The sequence below is a fragment of the uncultured Mailhella sp. genome (assembly GCF_905187505.1).
GTDB lineage: Bacteria > Desulfobacterota > Desulfovibrionia > Desulfovibrionales > Desulfovibrionaceae > Mailhella.
This window is the reverse complement of the sequence record NZ_CAJJIC010000134.1, coordinates 1-6,390: the sequence shown is the minus strand read 5'-3', so window position 1 is coordinate 6,390 and position 6,390 is coordinate 1. Positions and strand designations below refer to the sequence as shown.

The following is a 6,390-nucleotide window of genomic DNA, read 5'->3' as shown; positions in this document are numbered from 1 at the left end:
CGGTCGGCCACGGCAGGCGGGCGCAGGGCGCACGCCTGCACTGAGATTGCAGCCCGTAACGCGCCTTGCCGAGTCTTCCGGCCTTTTCGTCACTCCCCACAGCTTTCCCGCCATTTCAGAGCCCGACATCCGGCACCCGCACGAACCCCGCCGCGCGGCGCAGCCGCAAGGCGAAACAGGGGGGTGCGGGGGGAATTATTTCCCCCGCATTGCCTTTCCGGGGTCCGGGGCGGAGCCCCGCTGCCTTTCCTGCCTTTCCTGCCTTTCCTGTCTTTCCTGCCTTTCCTGTCTTTCCTGCGCTTCCTGCCTTACCGGCGGCAGCCCTGGGTCCAGTCGTTGTACTTGAGCGCGGCGTCGATCAGGTCGAGGGTCTGTCGTTTTTGAGATGCCCAGGCAGGGGCGAGGAGTTCGCCGGGGGCGGGGTCGGCGCAGAGTCTGTGGACGACGACGGAGGGGGGGAGGAGTGTGAGGGCTTTGGCGGCGAGCGTGGCGTATTCCTCCTGCTGGAGGAGGGAGAGGGAGCCGCGGTTCCAGTCGATTTCGATGGCGGAGCCTTTAGGGACGTAGAGGTTGTGGAGCTTGACGCCGGAGGCGGGGAGGGAGGCGAGTCGGCGCACGGAGGTGAGGAAGTCCACTTCGGACTCTCCGGGGAGGCCGGCCATGAGGTGAACGCAGGTTTTGACGCCGAAGCGGGCGGCGAGGGTGAGGGCGTTTTCGGCGTCTTTGGCGGTATGGCCGCGGTTGATGCGGGAGAGGGTGGCGTCGTTGAAGGACTGCACGCCGATTTCGAGCCAGAACTCCTGCCAGGGGCAGTCGGCCATGAGGGTCATTTTTTCTTCGTCGAGGCAGTCTGGGCGGGTGCCTATGCAGGCGCCGACGAGACCGGGCAGGTCGGAGAGCTCGCGGAGCATGGCGGCGAGGCGCGAGGCTGGGCCGTAAGTATTGGTGAACGACTGGATGTAGCCGAGGAAGAGCCGGGTGTTTTTCATGCGGGGCATGGCGGCGTAGCGGGCGCGCCAGCGGTCCCACTGCGCGCGCAGGCTGCCGAGTCCCGTGCCCGGGCCCGAGCCTTCCGCGTTGCAGAACGTGCAGCCGCCGAAGCTCAGCGTGCCGTCGCGGTTGGGGCAGGTGGACCCGGCGTCCAGGGTGATTTTCTGCACCTTTTCACCGAAGACGGCGCGAAGATGCCTGTCGAGGCTCAGGTAGCGCGGCGTTTTTTCCTGCATGGGGACTCCTTGGGTCTGCGGCGCAGGGTACGCGGAAAAGAGAAAACGGAAAAGAAAAATTTCGGATGAGGGGCGCGGGAAAAAATCCCGGCGGGCAGGGAAACGGGAAGCCGGGGGCGCAACGGCGGCGGCGCCGAGGGCAGGGGCGCAAAAGCAGGGAGCGCCGAGGGCAGGGGGAGCAATGGGGGTGCACCGAGGGCAGGGGCGCACAAAGGCGGGAAGCTCAAGGCAATGATGGGAAGCCGGGGGCGCAACGGCGGGAACGCGAAACCAGCGACAGTGGGAGCGCGAAACAAGGAGCGCGAAGGCGGCCGTGGGGAAGGCAGCTTTCGGCGCGAACGGCAGGTGCTTTTTTCTGGAAAGGAGGCGACTTTTTCGCCCCGTTTTGGGGGCAAGAGGCTCAATCGGCCGCGGGGCGGGGGCGTCGGCGGAAAATTCCCTGAAAAAGCGGCAGAAAACGATTGACAAGAGCACGGCGCAATGAAAAGCTGTCCATTTCCGAAAGGCGCGCAGCGCCCCTCGGAGGACGGCAGGCACGGCGCGTCAGAAGTATTGACAGTACGCCTTTTCTGTGCCTAGAACCTCCCATTCCCACATCCCACACGTCCTGCGAGAAATCCTCATGGCCAAAATTTTTGATATGATACTTGGTATTTTCTCCAACGACCTCGCGATTGACCTCGGCACCGCGAACACCTGCGTGTATGTCAAGGGCAAGGGCATAGTCCTGCGCGAGCCGTCGGTGGTGGCGGTAAAGAAAGACAACCGCGGCAACAATCAGGTGCTCGCCGTGGGCTCCGAGGCCAAGCGCATGCTCGGTCGCGCGCCCGGCAACATCCGCGCCATCCGTCCCATGAAGGACGGCGTCATTGCCGACTTTGAGGTGACGGAAGCCATGCTCCGCTACTTCATTTCCAAGGTGCACAATCAGCGGCGTCTCGTGCGTCCGCGCATCATGATATGCGTGCCCACCGGCATCACGCAGGTGGAAAAGCGCGCCGTCAAGGAATCCGCCCTCAGCGCCGGCGCGCGCGAGGTCTTCCTCATTGAGGAGCCCATGGCCGCGGCCATAGGCGCCAATCTGCCCATTCAGGAACCCACCGCCAACATGGTGGTCGACATCGGCGGCGGCACCACGGAAGTGGCGGTCATTTCCCTTTCCGGCATCGTGTATTCCCGTTCCGTGCGCGTGGGCGGCGACAAGATGGATGAAGCCATCCTTCGTCACGTCAAGCGCAAGTACAACATGCTCATCGGCGAATCCACGGCCGAAGAGATCAAGATTCAGATCGCCTCCGCCTATCCCATGGAGGAGGAAAAGGAAATCGAGGTCAAGGGCCGCGATCTCGTCACCGGCATCCCGCAGACCATCATCATCACCTCCGAAGAGGTGCGCAAGGCCATTGCCGAACAGGTGGACGCCATCGTTCAGGCCGTGCGTCAGGCTCTCGAGCAGACCCCGCCCGAACTCGCCGCCGACGTCGTGGAACGCGGCATCGTGCTCACCGGCGGCGGCGCTCTGCTGCGCGGACTTGATCAGCTTCTGCGCGAAGACACCTCCCTGCCCATCTTCAGCGTGGACGATCCTCTCGCCACCGTGGTCATGGGCACGGGCATCGCCCTCGACAACATGCGCACCATGCGCGAGGTGTGCATAGACTAGCGCTTCGTCCCCCCTCCGGCCGAGGGGGGACTTTTCTCATGCCCTAACGCAGGAGTCGCCTTGCTGCCCCGCCGCATCATTCTTCTCATCATCTGCACCCTGCTGCTTTTTCTGGGAATTTACACCTGGAACCAGCGCACCGGGCAGTGGGACAGGCTGTGCGCCGCCGTGGGGCTGGAGTTTACCGGCGGCATCATGCGCGGACTCGACGGGCTGGAAGACACCCTTTCCGGCGTGTGGAACAGCTATGTCGATCTGCGCGACGTGCGCCGCGAAAACGACGAGCTCAAGGCGCGCCTGCGCGTGCTTGAACAGCGTCTTGCCGGTAACCGCGAAGAGAGCGCCGAACTCATACGCCTGCGCCGTCTCATGCATCTGGAATACCCGGCCTCCTGGCCCGCCAGAGCCAGCCGCGTGCTCGCCTGGCGCATGGGGCCCAATGCGGCGCTTTCCACCATCATGCTTTCGAGCGGCTACATGAGCGGAGCCGCGCCCGGTACGCCCGTCACCTCCTGGGAAGGCGTGGTCGGCCGCGTGCTCAAGGCCGGACCCAGCACTTCCGTGGCCCTGCTGCTTACCGACACAGGTTCCCGCGTGGCCGTGCTCACCTCCGAAGGCCGCGTGCAGGGCATTCTTTCCGGCGGCGGCCCCGGCGTGCCCCTCGAACTGCGCTTCGTCAGGCAGAACGCCCCTGTGCGCGTGGGCGAGCTGCTCGTCACTTCCGGTCTTGATTCCTGCTATCCCAAGGGCATACCCGTGGCCCGCGTCACCGCCATCTCCACGGGCGGCGCGTCCCGTTCCGGCGCGTCCGTGCTCGAAATTCAGGCCGAACCCCTCGTGGACTTCCACAGACTCGAGGAAGTGTTCCTTCTTCAGCGGCCTCTTGATTCCATCACGCCGGAAAGCGACGTGGTCTACACCCGCCGCACGCCCGTGCTCGAAAAGCCCGAAGAACCCGCGCCCGAAACCGGGGGAACCCGATGAGCTGGGCCGGCGCCGGATGGTGGCTCTGCTACGCCTTCGCCGCCACGGCCCTTCAGGCCCTCATGCCCGGACTCGATTTTCTCCTGCCCGGATTCATCCTTGCGCTTCAGGAGAGAAACTTCCCGCAGCTTCTGGCCGTGGGAGCCGTGTTCGTGCTGCTTCAGGAAGGCATGGGAAGCATGGCCTTCGGCGGAACGCTCCTGTGGTACGCCCTTGCCGCCATCTTCTTTTATGTGGGCTGCGGTCTTCTGCAGGGCACGGGATTCCTGTTCGTCACGCTGTTCGGCATCCTGCTTTCCTGCGTGCATTATTTCATATTCGCCACGCTCGCCACGCTTCAGGACATTCCGTGGAATTCCTCCCTGCTTTTCGATGAATGTCTGTTTCAGGCGCTTTTCACCCCGTGGGTGTGGTGGGTGGCCTCGGCACTGCGCCGGAAGGTGATCCATGAAGATAGAAACCGGCAACGATGAATATCAGCCGCCGAAAAGCGGTCTTCTCCTGCTGCAGTGCTGCATCGTGCTGCTCTTCGCGCTCTTCTGCGCCAGATTCTGGTACCTCCAGATACACCGCGGCGCCGATTACGTGCGCATGGCGCAGGAAAACCGTCTGCGCGATGAACGCATCTTTGCCCCGCGCGGCGAAATCTACGACGCTTCCGGCGTGCTGGTCGCGGAAAACCGTACCGCCTACGGCCTCGCCCTCGTGCGCGAATACTGTCCCGACATCGCCGCCGCCCTCGCTCAGGTGAGCGCCTGGACCGGCGTGCCCCTCGATCGCCTCAACGCCCGCTACGAACAGGACCGCAGCAAGGGCCGCAGCTTCGACCCCATTCTCCTGCTCACCGACATGCCCTTCGAGCAGGTCGCCCCCATCGAGGCCGAGCTCTACAAATGGCCCGGCCTGCGCGTGGTCACCCATTCCCGCCGCTACTATCCCGAAGGCGAGGCCTTTTCCCACATCCTCGGATACGTGGCCGAGGCCAGCGAAAAGGAACTCGCCGAAGATCCCGATCTCTCCCTGGGCGACATGGTCGGCCGTCAGGGGCTCGAAAGCGTGCTCGAACGTCGTCTGCGCGGTCAGAAGGGCCTGTATCGCCTCGAAGTCGACGTGCTCGGCCGTCCCCTGAGCCGCACCCTCATGGAATCGCCACACATGGGTCAGAACGTCACGCTCTCCATCGACTCGCGCCTTCAGCACGCCGTCATGGAAGCCATGGGCGACTACTCCGGCAGCGTGGTCGTCATGGATCCCGATTCCGGCAAGCTCCTCGCCCTCGTCACCCGTCCCGCCTACGACAACAATATCTTCATAGGCGGACTCTCCGCCAGAGACTGGAACGCCCTGCGCAACGATCCGCGCTTCCCGCTCCAGAACCGCGCCATCCAGAGCGCCTATCCCGCAGGCTCCGTGTGGAAGCTCATGATGGTGGGCATGCTCCTCGAACACGGCGTGTCCCCGCAGGAAAAAGTGTTCTGCCCCGGACAGTTCACCCTGGGCAACCATACCTTCCGTTGCTGGCGGCGCGGCGGACACGGCGCCGTGGACATGGAACACGCCCTTATCTACTCCTGCGACGTGTACTTCTACAGCATGGCCGTGAAAATGGGCATCAACAACATGGAAGCCTTCGCACGCGCCTGCGGCTACGGCCGAGAAACCGGCATAGACCTCCCCTATGAAACCACCGGCCTCGTTCCCTCCCGCGAATGGAAAAAACGACGCTTCGGAGAGGCTTGGCAGCAGGGCGATACCGTGAACGCCTCCATAGGGCAGGGCCACGTGCTCGTCACCCCGCTCCAGACCGCCGTGTTCCTCTCATCCATAGTCAACGGAGGCTACCTGCTCAAGCCCCAGCTCATCGCCGACGCCCCACGCGAGGTCACAGGAAAGGTCCCCGCTACCGACGCCCACTTGAAATGGATCAAAAACGCCATGGTCCAGACCGTCGAGGCCCCGGGCGCCACCGCCAAGGTCCTCAAAAGAAAGGATATGACCATAGGCGGTAAAACCGGTACCGCCCAGGTCGTCAAAATCAAGATGCAGGGCGACCGCCGCGTCAAGACCGCAGAAATGGAGTTCCGTCAGCGCGACCACGCCTGGATAGGCTCCTGGGGCGAAAAGGACGGAAAACGCGTCGTCGTCGTTACCATGATCGAACACGGAGGCGGCGGCGGAGCCGTCGCAGGCCCCGTCACCAAGGCCGTCTACAACATCCTCTTCCCCCCCGAAGCCGAACCCGCTAAAAACGCCAGAAAAAAGTAAAGGCAGAAAACGCAGGAAACGCAGGAAAGGCACGCGGGGCGCTGCCCCGCACCCCGCCGGGGGAAATAATTCCCCCCGGCCCCCCTGGTTCGCCTTACGGCTGCGCCGCGCGGCGGGGTTCGTGCGGATGCCGGATGTCGGGCCTTGAAAAGGCGGCAGGGCAGGGGAGTGACGAAAAGGCCGGAAGGCTCGGCGGGTGCGTTACGGGCTGCAATCTCAGTGCAGGCGTGCGCGGCTGCGCCCGCCTGCCGT

The 6,390-nt window shown here is 64.1% G+C and carries 5 protein-coding genes; 4 read left to right on the top strand and 1 reads right to left on the bottom strand.

Features of this window, described 5'->3' with window-relative positions; all coding sequences use genetic code 11:
- Positions 1-308: 308 nt before the first annotated feature.
- Positions 309-1,226 (bottom strand): TIGR01212 family radical SAM protein, encoded by a 918-nt coding sequence (locus QZZ60_RS10015; protein ID WP_295641032.1) that lies wholly within the window; start codon positions 1,224-1,226, stop codon positions 309-311.
- Positions 1,227-1,848: 622 nt separating this feature from the next.
- Here QZZ60_RS10015 and QZZ60_RS10010 point away from each other — a divergent pair.
- The 4 genes from QZZ60_RS10010 to mrdA are packed head-to-tail and all read left to right on the top strand — an operon-like array spanning position 1,849 to position 6,138.
- A complete protein-coding gene (locus QZZ60_RS10010; protein ID WP_294446731.1) occupies positions 1,849-2,889 on the top strand; it encodes a rod shape-determining protein in 1,041 nt (346 codons plus the stop codon).
- 60 nt (positions 2,890-2,949) lie between these two features.
- Positions 2,950-3,873: a rod shape-determining protein MreC gene (gene mreC / locus QZZ60_RS10005; RefSeq protein WP_295641030.1), complete on the top strand. Its 924-nt coding sequence runs from the start codon at positions 2,950-2,952 to the stop codon at positions 3,871-3,873.
- Complete coding sequence (locus QZZ60_RS10000; RefSeq protein ID WP_295641028.1) at positions 3,870-4,346, top strand: hypothetical protein; 477 nt, start codon at positions 3,870-3,872, stop codon at positions 4,344-4,346. The genes mreC and QZZ60_RS10000 overlap by 4 nt, the downstream gene beginning before the upstream one ends.
- Complete coding sequence (gene mrdA / locus QZZ60_RS09995; RefSeq protein WP_295641026.1) at positions 4,321-6,138, top strand: penicillin-binding protein 2; 1,818 nt, start codon at positions 4,321-4,323, stop codon at positions 6,136-6,138. The genes QZZ60_RS10000 and mrdA overlap by 26 nt, the downstream gene beginning before the upstream one ends.
- The last annotated feature ends 252 nt before the right edge of the window (positions 6,139-6,390 follow it).